A 24,052-nucleotide genomic window follows, 5' to 3' on the forward strand; every position below is an offset into this window, starting at 1 on the left:
AGGTACGGTCGATCGACAGAGAGGGCTAGATCGTCGACAATCAGACCGACCGCTTGGCTATCGAAGGAAGGAACGAATGGCGAATGATGAGCGCACCAAAATAATTTCCAGGAGAACGCCGGAATCAGCGGCCATGTCAGCAAACATCAAACGAGCGATGGCGATCACCGCCACTCTCAACCGGTTAACATTCAACGATGCGGATGCAGTCCGTGCCTTGTTCAGCGATCTCATCGGCAAGAAGGTGGACGCCAACTTTTTATTGATACCACCGTTCTACACAACCGGCGGAGTCGATATCAGTATCGGGCGCAATGTCTTCGTCAATCAGAATTGCACTTTCTATGACCTTGGCGGACTCGACATTGCCGACGATGTGATGATTGGGCCGAACGTGAGCATCATCACGTCTGGCCATCCCATTGAACCTTCCCAGCGGCATAACGGCGTAATCGCAAAGCCCATCGTGATTGAGAGAAACGTCTGGATCGCAGCCGGCGCGACCATTATCGGTGGCGTAACCGTAGGCGAGAACTCGGTTGTGGCAGCAGGATCGGTAGTCACCAAGGACGTCCCTCCGAATACTCTTGTCGGTGGAAATCCGGCGCGGGTTATTCGTTCGATTGCTGACTAAGGGAACATCTGCAAAGGGGCGGCTACTCGCCGAAGCCGGGTTATGAAGGTCCGCTCTTGAGAAAGGCGACTGCCCCTTGTGGGTCGAATTCGGCCCCATTCCTGCACATGGGAGAGTCGAGACGACCCGGGTGACCGTAACCGTATAGTTCAAGGGATCGGTCCGACGGCTGAATGCCGCCGATGGCGTTGAGACACTCCGTAGACCCGGCTCCCGGCGAGATTTCAGGAGGGGAGAACCCCGAACCGACGATCGTTCAACACGGGCCGATCTGAGAGGTTGGCAACCGGCAGGCCCGGTCTGCTCAGCGGGTAGATTGGGTTTTCAACACGATCGGCCAGGAGCGGACCCTGACATTGACAATCCGCAAAGCGTCCACCATTATCCGGGGATGCCCCACATACGCCAGATGAACATGATGTGCTTCTCCATGACCGCCTTCGGCGGGCCATGAAGTCGTACGCATCCAGGATTCAGCGTATGACTCGAAGCCCCGCCAACAATGACGGGGCTTTTTAGTTCTCCGTCACTGATGGCCATGAACCGATGGCCATGAACGGAGAATGGAAATGCTGGAGATTCGACGAGCCAGGCGAAGCGATGCGCAGGCGGCATTCGATATTCGCCGTCTGGCGATACTTGATCAATGCGGCACCGCCTATAGCCCGGAGCAGGTCCAGGCGTGGACAGACGTACCGCTCACGGAGTGGTATAGGGACCTGGTGGAAAATCACTTTCATCTGGTCTGCATCCAGGGGGATCCCGTCGCCACAGGCATGCTCGACCTTGCAAAGAGAGAGTTGGGGGCAATCTTTGTCCACCCCGACTTCATGCAACGCGGCGTAGGTATGAAGATGGTGACCCACCTCGAATGCCTGGCGCGCCAGGCCGAGTTAACTGAGATCAATATCGAGGCCACGTTGAACGCCGCCGCTTTTTACCGGCGATGTGGTTTCATCGGTGATAAGCCGTCTATCTACCAATCCCCCTCGGGACTTCGGCTGGCCTGCATGCCCATGGTGAAGAAGCTTGCGTTGGCCCCTTCCGAATGACTTCTTCGGGTTGGGGATTCAACCGGTGGATCGACCGGTTGAATCCTCAGCCGCTCTCCGGACCTTCGGCAGGTGGAGACCAGCGGGCCGCAATGGAGACCCGCGCGGATTCTCGGCGCCGCAAGCGCCTATCCAGTGCCGCCTTTAACCAGCCAACGATAATACGGACTTCCCAATCTGCTGTCGTTGTTCGATCAGCGCATGTGCCCTCTTCACATTGTCAAAGCCATAGTGGCTTGCGATGGGCATATGGATTTTCCCCGGGGCGAGTGCCTCGAAAATGCCATCCGCACGCCGATGTACCGTCCCCGGATCGGGGCGGTTGGGGCCTTCTGGAAAACCACGGGTCCAAGATCAATCTATTGAATGTCTTAGGGCCTCGAAGCTACGGCGCACACAGTCTGTTAGCCGATTAGCCAGGAATCCCACTGGAAAATGGTCCGATGTCACGGCGTAGCTATTGAACGGAACCACTTCAGAAAAAGGGATCTCGGTAACATTTTGCATTCGAAGCGCTCGGGAATCTATCGGGCTTACGATAGACGAGCCAAGGCCCTTGCTAACCATCGTGCAAATTGTCGAGGCGTATGGCGTCTCGATGGAAAGATGCCTGAGGTCATTGGGGAAATGACGATCTATCTGGTTTCGGTTTGGGCTACCCATGGGCAGCGATATGAAGTGTTCATTTTCAAAATCGCGTGGATACACGACATCATGCGCGGCCAGCCTATGTGAACTATTGACAATTACCACACCCCGAGCGGTATTGATCAGTTCAAAATCCAGGCTCGGTAAATCAGTGATAATAGAGCAGAATCCAACATCACAAAAACCAGTCGCCGTCCATTTTGCGACGACATCGGACCGCCCCAGATTAACCACAATCGGTATGTCTGGAAATATAGCCCTGAAAATCTGAAGGGCGTCGGGCAACACGCAGTGTGCAATCGAGCCTACGGCGCCCACGCGGAGCAAGCCGGTCCCTCGGCGGCGAATCGAATCCGCGCTTTCCCCCAGAGACTCCAGGCCGAGAAATGCGCGTTCCACGTCGGCATAAAACGCCTCCGCTTCCGCCGTCGGGATCAGCCGCGTCCCGATTCGTTGGAACAGTGTGAACCCAACCGTCTGCTCCAGGAGCGAGATCCATCTACTGACATTCGGCTGAGAGGTGTGGAGGAGTCCGGCTGCCGTGGTCATCGAACGCGTCTTCATCACGGCCCTGAACGCCTCGACTTGCTTGAAGTTCATGTGAGGTCCTCAAAAGCACACATTTTGGCCGACCCGCTCCGGCCGCGTGCACCGGATCCTATCATATCAATTTTGTATGAATAGCAGTGAAACGCTGATTTGACGTATGGTCCGCCTCATTCCAAACTGGTCGTATCCTATTAACAGAGTGCTGCCATCATGGAATCGAAAGTTAGCCGTCGACTCAAACAACCTCCCGCGAAAGAGGTTATTGATTACATTTTCCAGCCCCGCACGACCAGGGAATTCTTCGCGAAAAATTTCGCGATTCTGACTCAAATCAATTTCTCTCACCTGTTGATGCTTAACGACCAAGGCATTCTCGACCGGGAGACGTCGATTCAACTGGCCAATGCTCTGATAAAGATGCAGGAGGACGGCCCCGAAGCGGTTGAGCTCGACGCAGCACGAGAAGATGCATATTTCAACTACGAAGCGCATCTGATTAGGCTGGTAGGTCAGGACATCGGTGGTCGCTTGCATACGGCACGCAGTCGCAACGATATGGGCGCCACCAACGATCGGATTCGCGCGCGCGATTTCATTCTACGCATCAGTCGGGCATTGACCGATGTCGCTGGCGCCGCGGCGGCGCAAGCGGAGAGGTTCGCCACCTATGTGATGCCTGGATACACGCACATGCAGGCTGCGCAGCCCATCACCTATGGGTTCTATCTGTCGGGACTGGTCGATGCCTGGTCCCGGGATATTGATCGCCTCATGCACGTCCTGGAAACGACAGACAATTGCCCGCTTGGCGCCTGTGCCTTGGCCGGCACCTCGTTCCCCATCGATCGGGCGTCGACCAGTTCGCTGCTGGGCTTCTCCCGGCCCATGGCGAACTCGCTGGACGGGGTTGCGTCACGCGACTTCGCATTGGAACTGAGCGCGGTGCTCTCGATCATGATGATCACTTGCAGCCGGATGGTGCAGGATTTCTACATCTGGTCGACGCCGGAGTTCGGATTCCTGTCGTTTCCCGACAGCATTGCCGGCACGTCCAGCATCATGCCGCAAAAGAAGAATCCGGTCGTTCTGGAGTATCTGCGGGGGAAGACATCCCATCTGATCGGACTGACGTCGGCCGCACTGACGACAGTCAAATCTACCCATTTTTCGCACTCGGGCGACAGTAGCCGGGAAAGCACGAGGACGTGCTGGGAGAGCTGCGAGGAAGCCGTAAAGGCTCTCGAACTGATGAAACTGCTTGTGGAACGCGTTGAGCCAAATCGGTTGCGCATGGCAGACCGTGCTGCGCAGGACTTCTCGGCTGTCACCGATCTGGCTGACCTGCTGGTCCGAAAAGCCGACCTCTCGTTCCGGGACGCGCATCACATCATTGGCGCTGTCGTTCGGCAAGCGCTTGACCAAGGAATCCCTGCTACGGGGATTACTGCCCAAATGATCGATGCCGCAGCGCTCGAACAGGTGGGGCGAAGGGCCTCACTATCGGAAGACGATATCGGCGAGTGCCTGGATCCGGTTCGCAACGTTGCCGCGCGCCGGTCGTATGGCGCGCCGGCTCCGGATGGCGTCCTCCAGCACATTGGCGAGCAAAAGCGCTCACTCAAAGAGAAGACAGATGCAATCGATGCGGTTGGTCACCGGCTCGTCGAAGCACAAACGTTGTTGGAACGACGTACCCGCGCGCTCGTTTCCGCTGAGTCCGACCAAGGCGTGTAGTTCCTACGCCTATTCACCGAGGAATCGAGCGATGTCCAAGTTCGTTGTAGTTCTCGCCTTTGCCATGGGTGTCGTTTCGGCAGCAAACGCTGAAACCTACCCGGACAAACCAATCAATCTCGTAGTGCCGTTCGCGCCCGGCGGCACCGTCAATCTCACAGCGCGCCTTCTTGCCACACGGATGTCAGAAGTGTTGGGGCAGCCGGTTGTTGTCGACAACAGGGCCGGGGCCGGAGGGAACATCGGAGCCGCCTACGTTGCGCGCGCGAAATCCGATGGCTATACGCTCTTGTACGCGACGCCGGCGAATCAAGTGATTCAGCCACTGCTATCCAAGAACCTGCCTTTCTCGCCGTCAAGAGATTTCAAGCCGGTCGCGCTATTTGCTACCGTCCCGAATGTGTTGGTGGTGTCAGAAAACACTCCTGCCAAGAATATGGCCGAATTGCTGCGGTATGCCAAGGCAAATCCCGGAAAGCTGAACATGGGATCGGCCGGGATGGGGTCGGCAAACCACATGGTCGGTGAACTGTTCATGCTCAGGACCGGCACGGCGTTCACCCATGTTCCCTACAAAGGTGCTGGCCCTGCTACTGCGGATCTCCTGGCAGGTCAGGTACAGGTGCTCTTTGTCAATCTTCCGACGGTGCAACCCTATATAAAACCGGGCAAGGTTCGCGTGCTAGCCATTGCGAGCAAGGAGCGAAGCCCGGCGATTCCTGACATTCCGACTTTCGACGAGTTGGGCATCAAGGATGCGAACACAGAATCGTGGTCTGCCCTGATGGCGCCGGCTAATACGAGTCCGCAGGTGATCAAGAAACTCCAGGACACCGTGATCTCGATTGCGAACGACAAGTCCACGACCCAGCAATTGGCTGCTCAGGGCGCACGCCCTTTGCCAGGCACGGCTGCCGACCTCCAGAAGCTGATCAACGAAGACACCAAACGTTGGACTGAAGTCATTCAGCATGCGAAGGTCCAGATTGACTAGCCGGTAACGGCGTGAGTCAGAGGCAGTTGCGAGCAGTGGGCGGCTAGGACAGGCGTGCGATCTCCTCCAGCAGTGCCGCCTCCATCGCTTCGATCGGCGCGCGTGCGCAGCCGGTATAGAACTCGACCTGGGCGCAAGCCTGGTGCAGCATCATGCGCGTGCCGTCGATGGTGCGGCAGCCAAGCGCGGCGGCATCGCGGATCAGCTTGCTCCTGACCGGGATAAAGGCAGCGTCCATGACGATCAGGTGGGCGGCGAGCTGCCCGGCGACGGGGTTGACATCGGGTGCGCGAAAGCCGGCGGCCGTCGCGTTGGCGAGCATGTCGAAGTCTGCCGCCCGGAAGTCGGACAACGCGCCGCCAAAGCGCAGGCCAAGCGAGGCGGCCAGTTCCTCGCCGCGCGCCGCGGTGCGGTTGAATAGGGTCACGGCGGCGCCGGCCTCGCGCAATCCATAGGCCATGGCACGCGCCGCGCCTCCGGCGCCCAGCAGCGCGATGCGCTTGCCTGGCAGCTCGGTCACCTCCTGGAAGGCGCGTACGGCGCCGATGCAATCGGTGTTGTAGCCGGTCAGCACGCCATCGACATTGTTGATGGTATTGACCGCGCCGATGGCGCGCGCGGTCTCGTCGAGGTGGTCGAGGTGGGGGATCACGGTCTGCTTGTGCGGCATCGATACATTCATGCCGCGCACGCCCAGCGCCCGGATCGATTGCACGGCGCCGGGCACGTCCTGCACGCCGAAGCAGACGAAGGTGTAGTCGATCTCCAGCGCCCGATAGGCCGCATTGTGGATACGCACATTGAAGGTGAAAGGCTCGCCCATGATCGAGCCGCACAGCGTGGGAATGGAACGGGGCATTGCGGATGGTCCTCGCGGGGAAGATTGAACGGTTGCCTAAGCAGCGATGGCTGCCAGATCGAAGCGCGCGGCGGGTGGCAGGCCGGCCAGCGCGTCCAGCAGATTGCGCGTGGCCAGTTCCGCCATGGCGCGGCGGGTTTCATGCGTGGCTGAGCCGATGTGGGGCAGGGCCGTCACCCGCGGATGGCAGCGCAGCGGCGAATCCTGCGGCAGCGGTTCGGTGGCAAAGACGTCGAGCCCGGCCGCGCGCAGGTGGCCGCTGTCGAGTGCCGCGAGCAGCGCGTCTTCCTGCACGATCTGGCCGCGGGCGCCGTTGACAAAGATGGCACCCGGTTTCATCAGTGCGAACTCGCGCTGCCCCATCAAGCCGCGCGTGCTCTCGGTCAGCGGCAGCGTGACCGCGACGATATCGGCGCGCCGCAAGGCGTCATCGAGTTCCGTGCGGGTGGCGCGCCCCACGAGATCGGGCGGTTCGGCGGCGGTCTCGTTGACGTAAAGCACCTCCATGCCGAAGCCAAGCGCCGCGCGGCGTGCCACCGCCTGCCCGATGCGCCCGAAACCGAGGATCGCCAGCGTCTTGCCATGCACGTCCCAGCCGAACAGGCTTTCACCGATATTGGCGGCCCAGCGGCCTTCGCGCACATGGGCGGCGAGCTCGACCAGGCGGCGGCTGGCCGCCATGATGAGCGCGAAGACGGTGTCGGCGGTGGTTTCGGTGAGTACGCCGGGCGTATGGCAGAGCGTAATGCCACGCCGGCGCAGGCAGGCGAGGTCATAGTTGTCGACCCCCACCGAAATGCTTGAGATCACTTCCAGCTGGCCGGCTTCGGCCAGTTCGGCCGCGCCTAGCTTGACGCTGGAGCCGATCAGGCCGTGCGCGTTTGCCAGCGCGGCGCGAAAGGCCGGCCGTTGCGCCGGCTGGCGCGGGTCGGCGACGATCACGTCATGCTCCGATTCGATCCGGGCGAGCAGGTCGGGCGGAATGGGACGGAACACCAGTACATTCTTGCGCATCGCAAATCCTTGCTGTGACTTCACAGGTTGCTGGCCGCCAGCAGGGCATGGGTCGGCAGGCCTTCGGTATCGCCGCGCACCTGCACCGCCCGCGCGCCGATCCATGCGCCGCGCCGGACGGCGTCGGCCACCGGCCGGCCTTCCAGCAGCGCGCTGATGACGCCCACGGCAAAGCCGTCTCCGGCGCCGACGGTGTCGATGACACGCTCGACGCTGAACGCCGGGACATGGCCGGTGCCGGCTTCGCCATCGAAGTAGGCGCCTTCCGCGCCCAGCTTCACGACTACCAGCCTGGCGCCGCGCCCACGGTAAAAGGCGGCGATGCGTTCGGGCTCGGCATGGCCGGTCAGGAAGCGGCCTTCCTCGATGCCGGGCAGCACCCAGTCGCACTGTTGGGCCAGGTCGTTCAATGTCTCGCGCATCAGCTCGGGCGTGGCCCACAACGCGGGGCGCAGATTGGGATCGAACGAGATCGTGCGGCCGGCAGCCCGCATGGTGGCGATGGCCTGGCGCGTGGCGGCCTGCGTGCCTTCGGCCAGCGCGGGAAACACGCCGGTGACGTGCAGGTGCCGTGAGCGCCGTAGCCACCGGTCGTCCAGATGCCCCGGGTTCATGCGGCTTGCGGCCGATCCGCGGCGGTGATATTCCACGGGCGGATCGCTGCCGTCGTCGACCCGTCCCTTGAACTGGAAGCCAGTGCGCTCGCCGGCCTCGCACACCACCTGACTGCAATCCACGCCTTCGCGCCGCATTTCGCCGAGCAGGTAGCGGGCCATCGAATCATCGCCGAGGCGGCTGGCCCATCCGACCCTCAGGCCCAGGCGCGACAGGCCGATGGCCACATTGGTCTCGGCGCCGGCGGTGCGCTTGTGGAAGGTCTGCACGCCTTCGAGCGGCCCGGCTTCACCGGCCACCAGCATCAGCATTGCCTCGCCCAGCGTCACCACGTCCAGATCGGGGCTCATGCGGGGATCTCCACCGAACGCAGCAGTTCGACATGGTTGCGCGTGACCTGTACCAGGTCTTCCCCTTGCAGCGGAAACTCAATGGCGCGCGCAACGCCGGCGGGCAGGCGGCGCAATACGCTGCGCCATGGCGCAGCCGATAGGTCCAGCGGCACCGCGATCCACTTGGCAGGCGTGCGCAGCACGCCTTTGCAATGCACGTAGCCCACCTGGGCGGCGAAGACCTGCGCGGCGTCGAGGGGATCTTCGCCCGTCCAGTGCCAGTTGCCCATATCGAAGGTCATCGGCACCGTCTTGCCGAGTGCCGTGGCACGCGCGAAGAAGTCGCGCAGCGGCGGTACGGTGCCGGCGCTGGCGGTCTGGTCGTTTTCCACGACGAGCTCGATGCCGCCGTGCCGCAGCCACGGGAGCAATCCTTCAAGTGCCGTGCCTTGGCTATAGCCACCCAGCGACATCTTGACCCGGCCGGCACCGAGCGCCAGCGCGGTCGTGAAGGCGCGATCGAGCGCGGCGAGGTCGAGGCTGCCGGTTTCGCTCCAGAGCCCCTCCGGGCTTGACCAGACCACGGCCAGCCCGTGCTGTTCGGCGACCTCGCGCTGTTCCCTGACTTCATCCTTGTGTCCGCGCTGGAGTTCGCCGCGGTATTCGACGCCGTCGGCCCCGGCCGCCGCGGCAATCCGCGCCAGTGCCGCCTGCCCGTCGCGTTGGGCCAGGTCCGCGCCATAGGCCGTGAGCGAGATCAGCACCGGCGGCTGCAAAGAACTACCTGCTTGCCGCTGGGTCATTTCAGGGCTCCCGCGCTGAGGAATTGCTGCAGTTCCGGTGTGCGCGGCTGCGCGAACAGCGCCTTTGACGGGCCCGCCTCGTGTACCTTGCCCTGGTGCATGAAGATGGTGGTATGGGCCATGCGGCGCGCGAACTCCATCTCATGCGTCACCAGCACCATGGTCATGCCGGAAGCGGCCAGGTTTTCCATGACGCGCAGCACCTCCGCCGTCAGCTCCGGATCGAGCGCGGAGGTCACTTCGTCGAACAGCATCACCTTGGGCTCCATCGCCAGCGAACGGGCGATGGCCACGCGCTGCTGCTGGCCGCCCGAGAGCTGCTCGGGGTAGCAGTCCTTCTTGTCCTGCAGGCCGACCTGGGCCAGCACCTGGTCGACGATGCCGTCGATCTTGCCCGTGGCCATCTTCTTGACGATGGCAGGCGCCAGCGCAATGTTCTCGCCCACCGTCAGGTGCGGAAAGAGGTTGTAGCTCTGGAACACCATGCCTACGTCGCGGCGCAGGTCGAGCAGCCGCTTCCTGTCGTGATCCAGCTTGTGCCCGGCGACCGTGATATTGCCGGCGTTGATGGTTTCCAGGCCGTTCAGGCAGCGCAGCATGGTGCTCTTGCCGGAGCCGCTGCGGCCGATGATGGCGACCACCTGGCCTGGCTCGATGGCAAACGACACGCCCTTCAGGACTTCGACGGGGCCATAGGATTTGTGCACGCCTTGTGCTTCAACGATGGGCATGGAGCCTCCTTTCCATGCGCCTGGCTGCCGAAGAAAGCGGGAAGCAAAGCGCGAAGTAGATAAGTGCGACGACGACGAAGACCGCGAAGGGCTGGAAGGTCGCGTTGTTGATCAGCTGGCCGGCGCGGGTGAGTTCGATGACGCCGATGATGGAAGTGATCGAGGTGTTCTTGACCAGCTGGACCGAGAAGCCCACCGTGGGCGGCAGGGCCAGCCGCACGGCCTGCGGCAGCACGACATGGCGCAGTTGCTGCCAGCGGGTGAGGGCGAGCGCCTCGCTGGCCTCCCACTGCCCTTGCGGCACGGCCTCGATGCAGCCCCGCCAGATCTCGCCAAGATAAGCGCTGGCGTAGATCGACATCGCCAGCATGGCCGCGACCATCGGCGACAGCTTGAGCCCGAGCACGGAGAGACCGTAGTAGCTCAGGAACAGCACGATCAGCACCGGCGTGCCTTGCACGATCTGGATATAGACCGTGCTGGCGAGGCGCAGCAGGGCGCTTCTGGAGGTCCGCCCCAGCGCCACCAGGAAGCCGGCCAGCGTGCCGCCGACGAAGGCCAGCAAGGTCACCCACAGCGTCCAGCGTGCTGCCAGGAGCAGGATTTCAAGATGATTCCAGGAGAACTCGGTGATCATTTCGCGCTCCCTGCAACAGCCGGCGTCAGCGCCGCATGCGCCAGGGGCGCAACGCGGGCAGTGCGCGCGGCCTTCCTGGCGCGCGCCACCACGCGGCGGCGCCTGAACACCAGATTGCCGATCAGGGCAAACATGGCGCGCAGCAGCAGTGCCAGCCCGATGTAGATGAACATGACGAGGATGTAGCTCTCGAAGGTGCGGAAGGTCTGCGAATCGACCTGGCTGGCGACCGCCGTGAGCTCTTCCACCGAGATCGCCGACACCACGCTCGAAGTCAGCATCATCAGCGTGAACTGGCTGGTCAGCGCCGGATAGACTTTCTCGAAGGCCGGCACCAGGGCGACGTGGCGGATCAACTGCCAGCGCGTCATGCCCAGCGCGGCGGCGGCTTCGAGCTGCGAGCGATGAACCGCCTGCAAGCCGGCCCGGATGATCTCGGTCGAGTAGGCGCCGAGGTTGACCGTCATGGCAATTACCGCGGCGGTGATGGCATCGATCTGCAGGCCGATGGTAGGCAAGCCGAAGAAGATGATGAAGAGCTGGATCAGGAAGGGCGTGTTGCGGATCGCCTCGACGTATACCCTGGCGGCGCGCTGGAGCCAGGGGCCGCCAAACGCTGCCGCGATGGCGCCGGCGGTACCGACCAGCGTGCCAAGCAGGATCGAGCCGAAGCTGAGCGCCAGCGTCATGGCCGCGCCGTCCGCAAAGCGGTCCAGCTGCGACAGCACCGGGCTCCATTCAAATTGATAGTTCATGCGGGTCTCCTGGCGCGCAGGCTGACGCCCGCGCGCAACGTCGGGCTTGCCGGGGTCAGAACGTTTGCAGCGCGGGCAGCGCCTTGCCGGTCCACTTCTGCGCAATGGCGTCGAGTTCGCCATTGAGCTTGACGTAGGAGATGGTGGTGTTGAGCCACTGGCGCAGCTCGAAAGCGTCCTTGCGCACGGCCATCGAGTTCGGTTGCACCGAGAACGCAAACTTGGCATCGAACTTGCCGGCGCCGCGTGCCTTCATGATCTCGTTGCCGGTGGTGCTGGGCAGGGCAATGGCTTCGACCTGGTTGCTGATCAGCGCCTGCGCACAGGTGGCGTCGTCCTCGAAGCGGACGATGCTCATGCCGGGCACCGCCAGGCGGGTCAGTGCCGTGTCTTGCGTGGTGCCGCGCGTCACGCCAACCTTCTTCTTTCCAAGCTCAGCCAGCTTGGCGTACTTGGCCGCGACCGGCGCGAAGATGGTCAGCTCGAACGCGCTGTAGGGCGAGCTGAACATGATGGCCCGCGCCCGCTCGGGCGTCGGCGCCAGGGTGGCGACGAGGAAATCGACCTTGCCGGCTTCCAGCGCCGGAATGCGGCTGGGAGAGGTGAGCGGCACGATATCGACCGGCACGCCGAGGTACTTGCCCAACAGGTTGGCGACGTCGACATCGTAGCCGGCGGGCTTGCCGGTGGCGTCCGTGGTGCCGAAGGGCGGCGCGCCCGTCACCACGCCGATGGTGACCTTGCCCCTCTTGACGATCTCGGCGACGGTCTGTGCCTGGACGCCGGCCGAGGCGCTGGCCAGGACCAGCAGCGTGAGCACGGGCGCGGCAATCTGGCGCAACAAGCGTTGGATAGTCATCAATGTCTCCTGCACGTTCTGTGGAATGCGTCGCTGGCGTCGCAGCGATCGGAAAGTACGGTTCTGAAACCGGTTTCAGGATTATAGGAAACCGGTTTCAGAACTCCAGCAGTGGAAACCCTTACGGGTGAAATTGGGGGATGGGGCGGGGGGCGGGGGAGAGGGTGGGCGCTCGTTACGCCCTCGCGTCGCCAGGAACCACTGTCGGGTTCCTGTCAGCCGCGGCGCGTCGACCCGCGCTTGACCAGGGTGCCAGGCAACAAGACCTGGCGCGGCGCAAGCTGCGCGCCTTGCAGCCGCTCGATCAGGCAGTTGGTGGCGGCGCGTCCGATATCGTCGGTCGGCTGGGAAATGGTGCTCAGGCCGGGGCCGACCAGGGCAGCCCATTCCGGATCATCGAACCCGATCAGGCCGAGGTCGGTGCCGAGCTGCCACCCCAGCCTAGCGGCGGCAGCGGCCACGCGCAGCGAGATCACCGCATTGGCCGCCAGCACGGCTACCGGCGCCTTGCCGGCGTCGCGGCGCAGGGCGCGCAGCGCTTCGTCCAGGGCGTCGTCGTCACCGGGACGGGCTTCGAACACGCTGCCGCCAAGCGAGTCGGCGTGTTCCGCGACGAAGTTCTGGAAGGCCCGGGCCCGCTCGTTGCGCGAACTGATGGCCTTGATCGGCTCGCTGATGAAGAGCAAGCGCCGGTAGCCGGCTTCGAGCAAGTGGCCGGCAGCCTCGTGGACCGCGGAAAGGTTATCCAGGGCCACCAGGTCGACTTCCGCGTCGCCGACCTTGCGGTCGACCAGCACGACCGGCTTGCCCAGTTGCGCGGCATCGGCAAGGGCGCCGGCGTCGTGGCCCAGCGTGTGCAGGATGAAGCCCTCGACCCGGTAAGCCGACAGCGAGCGAATGGCTTCGCGCTCCAGTTGCTCGTCATTGCCCAGGTTGAACAGCATCACCATATAGCCAGCGTCGCGGCAGGCCTTCTCCACACCACGCAGCACGGCCACCGAGAACGAGTTGGAAACGTCCGCCACCACCAGCCCGATCAGGCGCGACTTGCCGCGCTTGAGCGCTTGCGCCATGGGACTCGGGCTATAGCCCAGCGCGCGCACGGCTGCGGCCACGCGTGCCTCCACGTCGGCGGACAACTGCTCGCCGCCCCGGTTCAGGAAGCGCGATACCGTTGCTTTCGAGACACCCGCATGGTTGGCAACGTCCTGGATGGTGAGTTTCTCTGCGGGCTTCAGGTCGGACTTGGGTTGTGTCACAGCGCGTGGCATGGGAAGTTGGTCTCGGTGAAACCAGTTTCAGGATTATGCATCGTGCGTACCTGACTTGCCAGCACGCCGGCCTTCGCGCAGATCCGCCGGCTGGTGACGGGCATGCCGGTCGTGTTTGCGTCGCGCCGTTCGTCACGCAGAACGCGTATCCGCGCGAGGCGCTGGCCGAGGCGATCATGCGCTGTGCGGAAGAGGCCCGGGCCGCACCTGCGCGATAATGGCGGCCTTGCTATCGGAGTGAGGCAACATGGGCCATGGAACGCCGTCGCTGGACATGCGCCTTGCGCATCTGCTGAAGGACAAATCCGTCACAGGCGCCTGCCTGGCGCACGTGCGCGAGGACTCGGTCGAGGTGGCCGCCGCCGGCGTGAGGAACCAGGACACCGCCGAGCCGGTGGATGCCGGCACCGTGTTCGGCGCGGCATCGCTCACCAAGCCGATTGTCTCGTACGCCTTGCTGCAGCTTGTCGACGCCGGCGTGCTGGATCTTGACGAGCCGCTGTCGCGCTCGGCCCAGCCGATCGTGCCGGACGATGCGGCCTCGGCGCGCATCACCATGCGCCACGTGCTAACGCATACGTGTGGGCTGCAGAACCTGCGCGACAAGAATCCGCTGCGGCTGCACTTTGCTCCTGGCGCGTGGTTCAGCTACTCCAGCCTGGGGTTCATTTTTCTGCAGTCTGCCGTTGAGGCAAAAACAGGGGAAACCCTGGAAGCGATCCTGCGGCGCCTGGTGTTCGAGCCACTCGGGATGCGCTCGTCGAGCCTGGAGTGGCAGGATCGGTTCCTCGCGAATGCGGCCAACCCGCATGAGGCGGCGCAGCGGCTAGACGTGCATCGCCCGCCCGCGGCGAGCGCCTCCTATTCGCTGCAAACCACGGCCGGCGACTACGGCGCTTTTGTTGCCGCCGTGCTTCGGGGCGATGGGCTCAGTGCCTCGACCTGGCAACAATGGCTGACGGCGAGCGTCATGGTGCCAAAAGGAGAAATCGTCTACCTCGATGGCGCGCCGGCTGCCACGGAGCCGGACATCGGCTGGGGGCTGGGGTGGGGCGTCGAGCCCAGCCGGGGCACGTTCTTCCAGTGGGGCAAGATGCAAGGCGTGAGGGCATTCGTGATGGGCAGCACCGAGCAGCGCGCGGGCGTCGTGCTGCTCACCAACAGCAACACAGGCTTGCGGCTGATGGAGGATGCCACCCGCGCGGCGCTGCCCGGAGAACACCCTGCGGTTCGTTGGCTAGCGCACGGGGTCAGCGAGTAGACACAGGCCGTGGCGCGGCGCAGTGGCGCCGGCGCAGGTTCTCCGTGGTCTCGCCAGTGCCGTCCGCGCGCCAGCCGGGCGGCAGCATCACGTAACGGATGGCGGTCCATGCATTGCCCGCCGACGCGATATCCCGCGCGAGGCTGACCCAGTGCTCGAACTGATTGACGAGCGGGTTGCGCGTGCGCGTCGGGGTTACCAGGCCGTAACGGCACGGTTCGTCGGCGCGTTCCTCGACGTAGGTGCCGAACAGGCGATCGAAGACGATCAGCACGCCGCCGTAGTTGGCATCCAGGTAATCGGCATTCGACGCGTGGTGCACGCGATGCGCCGACGGCGTGTTGAACACGTATTCGAGCCAGCCGAGCTTGGGCATCCACGTGTTGTGCAGCCAGAACTGATACAGCAGGTTGAACATCAGCGTGGCGAGCACGACCTCAGGGCGCACGCCAAGCCAGACGAGCGGCGCGAAGAACATCGCCGAGCCGCTCAGCTTGCTGGTCCAGCCAAGCCGATAGGCAGACGACAGCGTCAACTGGTTCGGCGAGTGATGCACCGCATGCGTGGCCCAGAAAAAACGGATGCGATGCGACGCGCGGTGATACCAGTAGTAGCAGAACTCCTGGCCGACAAACAGCAGCAGCGCCATCAGCGCGCTGTTGATCGTGACGGTAAAGAGGCGATGATCCCAGGCGAAGGCGAAGATCGGCGTTGCCAGCGAGAGCGGCAGCAGCGCGAACAGCTTGCCGCCCACCAGGTCGGCCAGCGACAGCCATGTTTCATTCCAGTCAAACGGCGCGGCGCTGTGGCGCAGCGTTCGGGTGAGCACGAACGCCTCGATCAGCGAGACGGCGACGATGAACGACGTGGCTAGCGCGACATAGAGCGCGATGTTTCCAGTGGTATGCATGATGGGCGCGGGACAGGTTGGGGTGGGGCGCGTCGTCTGCGGCAGTGACCGCCGTCGCGTCGGGTGAGGCCACTGTAGTGGGCGGCCGCCGCCAGAACCAGACGGAAACTATGTCGCCCGATGTCAGCCGATCCGTCTGCCCGGCCGGTGTAACACCGCGACATGTTTTCCATGGCGAATGTTTCGCACCCTCGTCCTATAGTTCGTCCCGTTGCCAGGCCGCAGTGCGTGACCTGACCCGAACCCGAACCTGAAGGACATCCCATGAAACGCCATCACGTTGTCACAGCGGCCGCCTCGCTGATCCTCCTCGCCAGCACCCCGGCCTTCGCTGGCTGGTCGGGCCACGGCACGGCCTACACGCCGCACGGCGTCTACAACGGCGCGCATGCCGGTTCATGCGCAGGCGCAAGCTGTTCGCACGCCGATGGCGTCGCCGGCCCCTACGGCGGGATCGCGACGAATACCGGCACGGTGACCCGTACCGCGCCGGGGCAGTTCTCCAACTCGGGCACGGCGACCGGGCCCAACGGCCGCTCGGTACAGCACGCTGGCGACACCAGTTGCGCCGGCGGCACCTGCTCGCACACGGGCAACCTCACCGGGCCAAATGGCCAGACCGCCTCCACGGCGGGCAGAGTGACGCGTGACGCGCCGGGCCAGTATTCATCGTCGGGCACGATCACCGGCTCGAACGGCAACACGGTCAGCCACGCGGCATCGACCACCTGCGCCGGCGCGACGTGCGCCCGTTCGGGGACGGTGACCGGCGCGGAAGGCGGCACCGTCACCCACTCTGGCACCGCGACGCGCGTGGCGCCGGGTGTCGTGACGACGGGCGGCGGCACCACGGTGGTACACGGCGGCACGGTGACGACCGCAGGCACGGTCACGACCGGCGGCACGGTGACCACCGTGGGCGCCACCGTGGCGGTTGGCACCGCGCCGGTGGTCGTCACCCCCGCGCCGGTGGCGTATGTGCCGCCGCCTCCGGTGGCCTATGTGCAGCCCACGCCTGTCTAGCTGCCGCCCGCGCAGCCCCCGAAGGCGGTCTACGTCGCCCCGCCGGCGCCCAAGGTGGTGGTGGTTGCGCCGCCGCCCCCGCCGCGGGTTGTGTATGTCGCGCCGCGTGCCGTCTACGTGGCACGGGCGCCGCGTGCGGCGGTCATGGTGCCCGGACATTGGGTGGGCCGCGTCTGGGTGCCTGCGCACTGGGCCTGACGGCCATCAGCCCTATCTGATTGTTCCGAATTGTTCCGGATCGATGCGGATCGATTACCCCCGCCGGCATCGAATGTCGGCTACACCACGGAGAACACCATGAAGCAGATGATCGCGGTTTTGATTTTGTGTATTGTTTCTGCAGGCGCATCGGCGCAGAGCGTCGCGCCACCAGCGGGTGGCAGCGCGCGGGTGGAACGTGCGATGCAGCAATTGCAGATGCGCTTCGCCAATGCCAACACGACGCGCGACGGCAAGCTGACCCGGGAACAAGCGGCGGCGGGCATGCCGATGGTCGCCAGCCATTTCGACGAGATCGACACGCAGCAGGCCGGATACGTCACGTTGGCGCAGATCGAGGGGTTCATGAGACAGAAGGCAATGGCCCGCTGACCACCGCTGATCACAGGCGATTCGCGTTCCTTGCCGGAGACGCGCCATGGAGCAGGTGAACAGGATTATCGTGCTCGATGATGAGGCCGAGCTGCGCAACATGCTGCAACGGTTCCTGACCGGGCACGGCTTCCAGGTGCGCGCGGTCGCCGATGGCAAGCGGCTTGACCGCTACCTGCAGCGCGAGCCGTACGACCTGCTCGTGCTGGACCTGATGATGGAACCGGAAGATGGCCTGGCCATTTGCCGCCGGCTGCGCGCCGAAGGGCAGACGCTGCCCATCCTGATGCTGACCGCCAAGGGCGATCCGGTCGACAGGGTGGTCGGGCTTGAGACCGGCGCCGACGACTATCTCGCCAAGCCATTCCTCCCGGACGAACTGGTGGCACGGATCCGCGCACTGCTGCGCCGGCAGAAGATGGCGGCTGGAGATCCGACCGTGACCTCGCAGACCTTGCGCTTCGGCGATTTCGCATTCGATGTTGGCAAGCAGACGCTGGAGCGCGGCGGTGAGCCGGTCGAAGTGCACTCCGCGCAGATGCTGCTGCTGCACGCGCTAGGGTCGTCGCCAAACCGCCCGGTGAGCCGCGAGAACCTGCTGGCGCGCGCCCGCGGCCGCGACCATGACGCCCTTGACCGCAGCATCGACGTACAGATCCTGCGGCTGCGCCAGATCGTCGAAGACAATCCGTCCAAGCCGCGCTTCATCAAGACCGTGTGGGGCGTCGGCTACATGCTGGTCGCCGGCGTCGGGCCGTGATGCGGCTCGCGCTGCCCCGCTCGCTGCTCGCGCGCAACATCGCCCTGCTGGTGGCGCTCGTGGCGCTGACCCAGGTCAGCGCGCTCACCGTGTTGCTGCATTTCGTGCAGCGCCCGCACATCGAGCGTGCGGCGATCATCTTTTCCGACTACGTGAAGACGCTCGACCGCGTCTTTGCCGCCATGCCGCCCGAGCAGGGCCGCGCGGCGGCCGCACGGCTCGGGGGGCAGGCGCAGCCGCCGGAGCAAGGCGTAGAGGCGCCGCATGCCAGTGCGCTCCACTTCTTTCGCACTTACCAGCGCGACGTCTTCATGGAGGCATTGCAGCGCTATCTGCCGCCGGACATGGCGGTGCGATGGCAGACGGGCAAAGGCGGGAGGGAGGGGGAAGGGGAGCAACTCTGGATTCGCGTACACGTGGATGGCGCGCCCCAATGGATCGCCTTGCCGATGACCGAAGACGCGCAGGCGAGCGGCGTCACCACCGCGCTGGCGCTGTCGGCGGCCTTCGCGTTGCTCGCGGCGCTCACGGGTTACCTGATCCAGCTGCACATCAACCGTCCGCTGCAGGATCTGGCGCGCGCGGCACGCCACGTCAGCGCCGGCGGAGCCCCCGTGCCTCTGCCCACCAGCGGGCCGACGGAAATCGCCCAGGTAAGCAGCGCGTTCAACCAGATGACGCAGGCATTGCAGCAGGCGGAGGCCACACGCGCGCTGATGCTGGCCGGCGTGTCGCATGATATCCGCACGCCGCTCACCAAGCTGCGTCTGGCGATGGCCATGGCAATGCCACGCGGAGCCGCCGATCAGTTCGTGGCATCGGCGCAGGGCTATCTCGATCAGATCGACACGATCCTCCAGCAGTTCATGGACTACGCGGGCAGTGGCGAACGCGAGGTGCCGCAGCCTGGCGACCTCAATGCGCTCGTTAGCCAGCTCGCCGCGGATTATGCCGGGCTCGGGCACGAGTTCGAGCTTTCGCTCGGCAGCGTGCCGGCGCTTTCGTTCCGGCCGGTGAGCCTGATGCGGCTGCTGATGAACCTGATGCACAACGCGGTCGTCTACGGACGAACCGGCTTGTTCGTGCGCACCTGGGCCGAGGGCGATATGGCCTACGCCGCCGTGTGCGACCGGGGCAGCGGCATCAGCGCGCAGGAGCTGGAGCAGCTCAAGGCGCCCTTTAGCCGTGGCAGCAACGCGCGCGGCCATTCGGGCGGCACCGGCCTGGGCCTGGCGATCGTGGAGCGCATTGCGCGCCTGCACGGCGGCTCCTTGCAGTTCCGCGCCCGCGAGGGCGGGGGGCTGGAAGCGGTTGTGGCGTTGCCGCTGCACCGGCCATCGGCCTCAGGCGAAGCCGCGCATTCCATACGCCCGGGCTCGACGCAAGCATGACATCGTGCGACATATTTCCTGCATGGCGCGCGCAGCCGGTTCCTCCCATACTTGCGTCTGCGGGTTGCGGCTCACACCGATAGCAGATGCGCCGCACGCAAGCAGGCGTGATCTCCGATGGTTTCTGATCCTGTGGATCGCATGATTGTCGGCGACATCTTCTCGGCAGATTTTCGGCAATCGGCGGCAATTTTTCGGCAATTGGCGCCGCGATGGTGCCGATGACAGGAACAACATGCAGACTTCATACCCACTCCTAAAGCACAACGCCACGCGTCTGGCGATGACGGCATTGGCGGCAGGATCGCTCTTGATGGCGGGCTGCGCCTGGGGCGTCACCGGCGTGACTCAGGCCAGCGCCATGCCTCAGGCACAGGTGCAGGCGGACATCATTTATGTGCAAGCCTTCGATGCCAGCCCGGATCAGGTGAAACTGGACAGCGGCATGGCGCAGAAGCTCAAGACGATGGTCACCGGCAGGTCCGCGGCCAGCGAGCAGAGCCAGGCGGCGTGCGAAGCGAGCGAGCAGGTGTCCGATGAAATCGTGCGCCAGCTGCAGTCCCAGGGACTGCGCGCGGTACGCGCGGACGGCCCCGCGCCCGCGCAAAGCAACGCGCTGATCGTCGAGGGAAGCATCCAGAAGATCGACGAGGGCAAGCGTCGGCGCCGCTTGCTGATCGGCCTTGGCGCAGGCAAGAGCGAGGTCGGCGCGTCGGTCCAGATCCTGTACAAGCCGGCGGACGGTGCGCCCATGCCGCTGCAGAGTTTCGCGGCCGAGGCCAACAGCGGCCACATGCCGGGCGTGGCTGAAACCGCCGGCGTCGGTGCCGCCGCCGGCCATCTCGCGATGTCCGCCGCGGCCGGCGCGGGCTTGCATGGCGTGTCCGAGGTCAAGCGCGACAGTATCTCCGCGGATGCCAGGCGCCTGGGCGATTCGATCGCGAAACAGGTCGTGGCGGCGAATGCCGCAAACGGGTGGATGTCGGCGGTGCCAGTGGAGTGACGGGGCGAGAGGTGGCGAGAGGGGCAGTGCCTTGAACGGATTCCTACCGGATTCCTACCTCAATCCCGCCGCGCGCCAGGGCGCATGGCGCTGTAGCCTTGCCTGTTCGCGCTGTAGCAGCGGGGCATAGCTGTGCAATTCCTGCGGCGCGATGTCGTAGGCGCGGCGAAAGGCGCGCGTAAAGCTCGATGCATTGTTGAAACCGAGCCCTGAGGCAATGTCCTGCACCGCCATGTCAGGAAAGCGCACCAGTTCATCGGCCGCCGCCCGCAGCCTGCGGCTGCGGATATAAGCGGCCAGGCCACCTTCATGCATGAATAGGCGGTACACGCTGGCGCGCGACAGATGCAGCGATTGCAGCACGCTGTCAGGGCTCAGGTCGGGGTCATGCAGATTGGCCTCGACATAGCGCCGCACCTGTCCGTACACCGCCGCCCGCACCGCTGCGCGGGCGTTGCCGGAGAGCCCCGCGTGCCGGCTGAACGCGGCGGCCAGCAGTTCGATCGCGGTGCGAAATGCCCGGTCTGCTTCCTCTTTGCACAGGCCTACGATTTGTCGATTCAGTGCCACCAGATGCGAGATCAGCACCCGCATCAGCGGTGTGGTGGCCTCAACCAGGCGGCCATGCAGCGAGGCGGCATCGGGGAAGGCCATTTCCACCAAGGCGCGCGGCACGAAAAACAGCAGCATGCGGCCATGAAAACTCCGGATGGTGCACGGCTGGTCCATGTCCAGCGCGAGGATGCTTGGCACGCCGTGCCACTGCGGCGCGTTCAGCCCTGGCTTGCCGCCCAGGAATTGGGCGGGCGCGCCTTCCAGGAACACGCTGAAGGTAATGTCGCGAATGTTCTCTGTCGACACGCGCCCCAACGAGCGCTCGGCCAGATTGGGGCTGGTGCGGATGTCGAAGAAGCTCAGATCGTCGATGGAGTAGCGAGACAGCGAGGCTTCGAACGTCTGCTCGCCTTGCGCCGTGGCAGGCCGGATATCGTAGACCGGGCTCATCCGCTCCTGCCAGGCCAGCAAGCTCTGGCGGGCGTCGCCTTGCACGCTGAAACTGCTGTGCGCGATGCCGGGCGCTAGCACGGGCGGCTCTGGAGGCAACAACAACCGGCTTAGCGGCATGCGCGCGGGCAAGAGATTGTTCGTGCAGGGGTGCGCATGGCTGATTTCCTTCCAGATATGCCCGCCCGGTGCCGGGGGATTGTCGATTGAGCGCTAGCCCACCCCGTGCGGGCTAATATGCGGCCAAGAGCATAACTTGTCCGGGCCGCCCAGGCTAGGGGGGCCGCCGATGGGGAAAACCCGGATGCGAGAGCTTGGCCGGAACCTGCCGATGGTCTTCAACGGTGCCTTGCCTACCAATCCCGCACCCGGCCCGTATCCGCATGCACGAACTGCTCCTGCGGATAGAAGCCCACGCCGCCGGCGCGCAGCGAGAGCGCGGCGTCGCGCAGGTCGGACAGCGCAACGCCGGGCAGGCGGATATCGATGGCTTTGCCGTCCATATGCAGGCTATGGCTGGCCACGCCGCCACCGCGCGTCTTGCGCAGCCGCGCATTGGTGGCGGGGCTGCGATAGCCGGAGATGACCTGGAAGGGGGCCGCGCAGCACAGCGTTTGCCTCAGGCGGTAAAGCAGCGCGAACAGTTGCGGATCGATCACGCCGACCTGGCCCGAGTAGTGATCGCGCAGGAAGCGATTGAGCGCGGCCAGTGACTCGGGCACGAACTGATCGCCGACGGCGTAGACCAAGGCGATGCGCTCGCCGGTGTGGGTGTGCTCGAAGGACAAGCTGCGGGCATCGGGCAAGCTCGCCAGCGCGGACCGGGCCGGCAACGGCAGCAGCGTGCCAGCCAGCACAAGCCCGCCGGCGTGCCGCAGGAACAGGCGGCGAGGATCGCTGGGCGGTTTGGTCATCGAAAGCACTCCCCTTTGGTGCAATTGCCCTATCTTGCCTGCGTGCTGGCCAAGGCGGAAGCCCGCAGGCGGGCGGACCGTTGCCGCAGCGCCTCGTCAAGCACGCGGTCCAGCCCATAGATATCCGGGAAGAAGTAGACGCGAGCGTCAGCCTTGACGATGGCCGTGCCGTAGGCAAGCACCACCGGCAAGGGCTGGCGCAGCCGCAGCGTGCTGGATTCTCCCTTCTCCATGGCCTCGCGGATGCGCGCCTCGGTCCAGCCGGGCGTGTCCTGCAGCACGAAGCCAGCCAGCGCCTCCGGCGCCTCGACACGGATGCAGCCGTGGCTCAGGTCGCGCCGGTCCCGCGCGAACAGTTGCGGGGTGGGCGTGTGATGCAGGTAGATGTTCTCGTTGTTGGGGAAGACGAACTTGATGTCGCCAAGCGCATTCATCGGCCCCGGGCGTTGCCGTATGCGCAGCTGGCCGCGCTGGACGGCATCCAGGCTGGCAGCCGACAGGGTGGTGATCACCTTGCCGTCGCCAGTGACGAACTCGAAGCCTTGCCGCTCGAAGTAGCCGGGATCGCGGCGCAGCCGGGGCACGGTTTCCGCGCGCGCGATGGACGGCGGCACGTTCCAGTAAGGACTGAACTCGATGAAGCGCATGTCCTCCTTGAACAGCGGCGTGCGCGTATCGAGCGCCTTGCCCACGATCACCTTCATTTCCGCCTTGACCTGGATGGCGCCGCCGTGGATTTCGTAGGCGCGCAACACGAACTCCGGCACGTTGACCACGATCATGCGCGGGCCCTCCAGCAGGGGCGTCCAGCGCAGGCGCTCCAGCGTCAGTTCGATCTGCCGTATGCGGCCGGCGAGCGGCGCGTTCAGTTGCGCGAACGTGCCCGCGCCGATGGCGCCATCCGCCTCCAGCCCGTGGCGGACCTGGAACGCCTTGATGCCCTCCACCAGTTCGTCTTGATAGCGTTCCGGGACTGGCGTGGCGGCGGGCAAGTCGCCTAGCGCGATCAGGCGCTGCGCCAGCACCGGCAGCCCGGCGTAGGCCTGCCCGGGCGCCAGCTTCCTGCCAGGCAGCGGCGGCAGCGGTGCCTGCCAGGCCGGGTGGCCTGCCAGCGCGCGGTAGCGTGAAAGCGCCGCGCGCAAGCTTGCGTAGAGCGGGAACGACGGCGCCGCCTGCCGGACTGCCTCGGGCAGGTCCTGCCCGGCGATGGCTGCGCGCAGGAGGCGCGACGGATCGAACTGCCGGTCCGGCGCCGGGGCAAATTTCTCGTGGATCGTGCCGGGATCGACCCGGCCGCCGTGCAGGTCGGCAAGATAGCGCTGCATCGCCGCTGTCAGCCTCTCGTCAAGCGAGGCGGCGGCTTCGGGCGCCAACGGCGGCCCGTCCGCGGCCTGGCCCAGCGCGCGGCGCAGGCCGTCGGCATCATAATCGCGGGGTTCCAGCCCGTCGGCCGTGGCGCCGTCGAGGATGCCGGCGGCCTGCCAGGCCTGGGCATTGGGATGGCCCTGAGAAAACCAGAGCGCTGCTGGCGCTGCCTGTGTGGCCAGCGCGAGCCCATGGCAACTCAAGGCCCATGCGGCCAGCAGGCCGGCCAGGACCCGGGGCGCGGCCACGCCGTTGCGTCGGATCCGGGAGGCGCCTCGCATCAATCCGCCCGCCGCCGGCATGATTCCCGTCGTTCAGCGCATCGTTCAGCGCATCGTTCAA

At 64.9% G+C, this 24,052-nt stretch carries 24 protein-coding genes and 1 pseudogene; 10 read left to right on the forward strand and 15 right to left on the reverse strand.

Annotated features, from left to right (window positions below):
- Positions 1-76: 76 nt before the first annotated feature.
- Together AC1RQK_RS17420 and AC1RQK_RS17425 are read left to right on the forward strand one after the other, a co-directional pair.
- Positions 77-634, forward strand: coding sequence for a sugar O-acetyltransferase (locus tag AC1RQK_RS17420; protein WP_492810086.1), 558 nt, complete (start codon positions 77-79; stop codon positions 632-634).
- Between the two features lie 563 nt (positions 635-1,197).
- The gene (locus AC1RQK_RS17425) at positions 1,198-1,686 is read left to right on the forward strand and encodes a GNAT family N-acetyltransferase (RefSeq protein WP_492810088.1); all 489 of its coding nucleotides are present in this window, start codon (positions 1,198-1,200) and stop codon (positions 1,684-1,686) included.
- Between the two features lie 144 nt (positions 1,687-1,830).
- Here the strand turns inward: AC1RQK_RS17425 and AC1RQK_RS17430 are convergent, their stop codons facing one another.
- Positions 1,831-1,968: a zinc-binding dehydrogenase gene (locus tag AC1RQK_RS17430; RefSeq protein WP_492810332.1), complete on the reverse strand. Its 138-nt coding sequence runs from the start codon at positions 1,966-1,968 to the stop codon at positions 1,831-1,833.
- 72 nt (positions 1,969-2,040) lie between these two features.
- Entirely contained in the window at positions 2,041-2,934 is an 894-nt protein-coding gene (locus tag AC1RQK_RS17435) for a LysR substrate-binding domain-containing protein (protein ID WP_492810090.1), read from the reverse strand.
- A 159-nt stretch (positions 2,935-3,093) separates the two neighbouring features.
- On the opposite strand from AC1RQK_RS17435, the gene argH reads away from it, so the two are divergent.
- Both argH and AC1RQK_RS17445 read left to right on the forward strand, forming a co-directional pair.
- A complete protein-coding gene (argH, locus tag AC1RQK_RS17440) occupies positions 3,094-4,617 on the forward strand; it encodes an argininosuccinate lyase (protein WP_492810092.1) in 1,524 nt (507 codons plus the stop codon).
- A gap of 31 nt (positions 4,618-4,648) precedes the next feature.
- Positions 4,649-5,611, forward strand: a complete 963-nt coding sequence (locus AC1RQK_RS17445) for a Bug family tripartite tricarboxylate transporter substrate binding protein (RefSeq protein WP_492810094.1) — start codon at positions 4,649-4,651, stop codon at positions 5,609-5,611.
- Between the two features lie 43 nt (positions 5,612-5,654).
- Here AC1RQK_RS17445 and AC1RQK_RS17450 read toward each other — a convergent pair whose 3' ends face one another.
- From AC1RQK_RS17450 to AC1RQK_RS17490, 9 genes are all read right to left on the reverse strand, one after another.
- Positions 5,655-6,470, reverse strand: a complete 816-nt coding sequence (locus tag AC1RQK_RS17450) for a shikimate dehydrogenase family protein (protein ID WP_492373696.1) — start codon at positions 6,468-6,470, stop codon at positions 5,655-5,657.
- A gap of 36 nt (positions 6,471-6,506) precedes the next feature.
- Positions 6,507-7,484, reverse strand: coding sequence for a 2-hydroxyacid dehydrogenase (locus AC1RQK_RS17455; RefSeq protein WP_492810096.1), 978 nt, complete (start codon positions 7,482-7,484; stop codon positions 6,507-6,509).
- A 20-nt stretch (positions 7,485-7,504) separates the two neighbouring features.
- Positions 7,505-8,449, reverse strand: coding sequence for a sugar kinase (locus tag AC1RQK_RS17460; protein WP_492810098.1), 945 nt, complete (start codon positions 8,447-8,449; stop codon positions 7,505-7,507).
- On the reverse strand, positions 8,446-9,234 hold the full coding sequence (locus AC1RQK_RS17465; RefSeq protein WP_492810100.1) for a sugar phosphate isomerase/epimerase family protein: 789 nt from the start codon (positions 9,232-9,234) through the stop codon (positions 8,446-8,448). The genes AC1RQK_RS17460 and AC1RQK_RS17465 overlap by 4 nt, the downstream gene beginning before the upstream one ends.
- The gene (locus AC1RQK_RS17470; protein WP_492810102.1) at positions 9,231-9,965 is read right to left on the reverse strand and encodes an amino acid ABC transporter ATP-binding protein; all 735 of its coding nucleotides are present in this window, start codon (positions 9,963-9,965) and stop codon (positions 9,231-9,233) included. Before AC1RQK_RS17470 ends, AC1RQK_RS17465 begins: the two co-directional genes overlap by 4 nt.
- Positions 9,952-10,602, reverse strand: coding sequence for an amino acid ABC transporter permease (locus AC1RQK_RS17475; RefSeq protein ID WP_150985829.1), 651 nt, complete (start codon positions 10,600-10,602; stop codon positions 9,952-9,954). Before AC1RQK_RS17475 ends, AC1RQK_RS17470 begins: the two co-directional genes overlap by 14 nt.
- The gene (locus AC1RQK_RS17480) at positions 10,599-11,357 is read right to left on the reverse strand and encodes an amino acid ABC transporter permease (RefSeq protein ID WP_492373691.1); all 759 of its coding nucleotides are present in this window, start codon (positions 11,355-11,357) and stop codon (positions 10,599-10,601) included. The genes AC1RQK_RS17475 and AC1RQK_RS17480 overlap by 4 nt, the downstream gene beginning before the upstream one ends.
- A 55-nt stretch (positions 11,358-11,412) precedes the next feature.
- Positions 11,413-12,216: a transporter substrate-binding domain-containing protein gene (locus AC1RQK_RS17485; RefSeq protein WP_183033517.1), complete on the reverse strand. Its 804-nt coding sequence runs from the start codon at positions 12,214-12,216 to the stop codon at positions 11,413-11,415.
- Between the two features lie 215 nt (positions 12,217-12,431).
- Positions 12,432-13,487: a LacI family DNA-binding transcriptional regulator gene (locus AC1RQK_RS17490; RefSeq protein ID WP_492374928.1), complete on the reverse strand. Its 1,056-nt coding sequence runs from the start codon at positions 13,485-13,487 to the stop codon at positions 12,432-12,434.
- A gap of 247 nt (positions 13,488-13,734) precedes the next feature.
- Here AC1RQK_RS17490 and AC1RQK_RS17495 point away from each other — a divergent pair, with 247 nt between their 5' ends.
- Entirely contained in the window at positions 13,735-14,748 is a 1,014-nt protein-coding gene (locus tag AC1RQK_RS17495; RefSeq protein WP_492810104.1) for a serine hydrolase domain-containing protein, read from the forward strand.
- Here the strand turns inward: AC1RQK_RS17495 and AC1RQK_RS17500 are convergent.
- Complete coding sequence (locus AC1RQK_RS17500) at positions 14,738-15,658, reverse strand: sterol desaturase family protein (RefSeq protein WP_492374931.1); 921 nt, start codon at positions 15,656-15,658, stop codon at positions 14,738-14,740. The genes AC1RQK_RS17495 and AC1RQK_RS17500 overlap by 11 nt on opposite strands.
- Positions 15,659-15,922: 264 nt before the next feature.
- Between AC1RQK_RS17500 and AC1RQK_RS17505 the strand changes: the two are divergent.
- The 5 genes and pseudogenes from AC1RQK_RS17505 to AC1RQK_RS17525 all read left to right on the forward strand — a co-directional run bounded on the left by AC1RQK_RS17505 (position 15,923) and on the right by AC1RQK_RS17525 (position 20,426).
- Positions 15,923-16,879: pseudogene (locus AC1RQK_RS17505) on the forward strand (hypothetical protein).
- A 99-nt stretch (positions 16,880-16,978) separates the two neighbouring features.
- Positions 16,979-17,272: an EF-hand domain-containing protein gene (locus AC1RQK_RS17510; protein WP_492374933.1), complete on the forward strand. Its 294-nt coding sequence runs from the start codon at positions 16,979-16,981 to the stop codon at positions 17,270-17,272.
- Positions 17,273-17,318: 46 nt separating this feature from the next.
- Positions 17,319-18,032, forward strand: a complete 714-nt coding sequence (locus AC1RQK_RS17515) for a response regulator (protein WP_492810107.1) — start codon at positions 17,319-17,321, stop codon at positions 18,030-18,032.
- On the forward strand, positions 18,032-19,423 hold the full coding sequence (locus AC1RQK_RS17520; protein ID WP_492810334.1) for an ATP-binding protein: 1,392 nt from the start codon (positions 18,032-18,034) through the stop codon (positions 19,421-19,423). The genes AC1RQK_RS17515 and AC1RQK_RS17520 overlap by 1 nt, the downstream gene beginning before the upstream one ends.
- A 235-nt stretch (positions 19,424-19,658) precedes the next feature.
- On the forward strand, positions 19,659-20,426 hold the full coding sequence (locus AC1RQK_RS17525; protein WP_492810109.1) for a DUF4410 domain-containing protein: 768 nt from the start codon (positions 19,659-19,661) through the stop codon (positions 20,424-20,426).
- 54 nt (positions 20,427-20,480) lie between these two features.
- Here the strand turns inward: AC1RQK_RS17525 and AC1RQK_RS17530 are convergent, their stop codons facing one another.
- The 3 genes from AC1RQK_RS17530 to AC1RQK_RS17540 form a co-directional block, all read right to left on the reverse strand.
- Positions 20,481-21,476 (reverse strand): AraC family transcriptional regulator, encoded by a 996-nt coding sequence (locus tag AC1RQK_RS17530; protein WP_492374935.1) that lies wholly within the window; start codon positions 21,474-21,476, stop codon positions 20,481-20,483.
- Positions 21,477-21,784: 308 nt separating this feature from the next.
- A complete protein-coding gene (gene mepK, locus AC1RQK_RS17535; RefSeq protein ID WP_492374936.1) occupies positions 21,785-22,345 on the reverse strand; it encodes a peptidoglycan L,D-endopeptidase MepK in 561 nt (186 codons plus the stop codon).
- A gap of 29 nt (positions 22,346-22,374) precedes the next feature.
- Positions 22,375-23,991 carry a L,D-transpeptidase family protein gene (locus AC1RQK_RS17540; RefSeq protein ID WP_492810112.1) on the reverse strand — a complete coding sequence of 539 codons (1,617 nt, stop codon included), beginning with the start codon at positions 23,989-23,991 and terminating at the stop codon, positions 22,375-22,377.
- Between the last annotated feature and the right edge of the window lie 61 nt (positions 23,992-24,052).

It is taken from the genome of Cupriavidus sp. GW822-FHT02D05, from assembly GCF_058802485.1.